Origin of the sequence: Klebsiella sp. S69 (genome assembly GCF_016516145.1) — a bacterium.
Taxonomy (GTDB): Bacteria; Pseudomonadota; Gammaproteobacteria; order Enterobacterales; family Enterobacteriaceae; genus Klebsiella; species Klebsiella oxytoca.
In genome coordinates this window covers 1-634 of record NZ_JACVUU010000082.1, presented here as the reverse complement: position 1 = coordinate 634, position 634 = coordinate 1, and the positions used below count along the sequence as shown (strand labels likewise).

Sequence of the window (634 nt, the reverse complement as noted above, 5' to 3'; positions counted from 1 at the left end):
CAACTGGCGATATCCAGCTCTTTCATCAGCTTACCGGCCAGCCATCGCCCGAGTCTGACGCCCTTAGCGCTGACCATCGTGGTGATGCTTCTCGCGCCAGCAGAGCCACCACTGGCATTCCAGACTTCACTGACGAGACACCGTTTGACGGCTCGCTCCGCGTCAGGCCACCTGCAACTTTTACGAATGTAGCGATAACTGCTTCGGTGCACACCGAACAACCGGCACAGTGGCGCTACCGGGTAGTGCGCCCTCAGACTGTCGATTATCGTGAACTGTTCAGGGAGTCCGACATCAAGAGCGCGGTAGCCTTTTTTAGGATTTCATTTTCCATTTCAAGGCGTTGCATTCGTTTTCTCATTTCCCTGAGTTCAGTCTGCTCAGGCGTCAGAGGCAGCCCCGGAGGCGTTTTCCCCTGTCGCTCCATACACGATTTTACCCAGCGGTTGATGGCGGAGAGGATGACGTTCATCGCCTTAGCCGCTTCACCGTGAGTGTAGTTCTGATCCAGGACCAGTTTTGCCGCTTCGGCTTTGAATTCAGCAGTAAAGACTTTGCTCATTAGTTCACCTGTAAGAAGTTGAGGTGAGCATATCACCTCTACTCAGGTGGCCAAATTCAGTGTGCCACTACA

Annotated in this window: 1 pseudogene; it reads right to left on the bottom strand. The window is 53.6% G+C overall.

What is annotated here, in order from left to right:
- A pseudogene (locus tag IAE27_RS29825) lies at positions 1 to 562 on the bottom strand (transposase); the annotation flags it as partial.
- Positions 563 to 634: the final 72 nt, after the last annotated feature.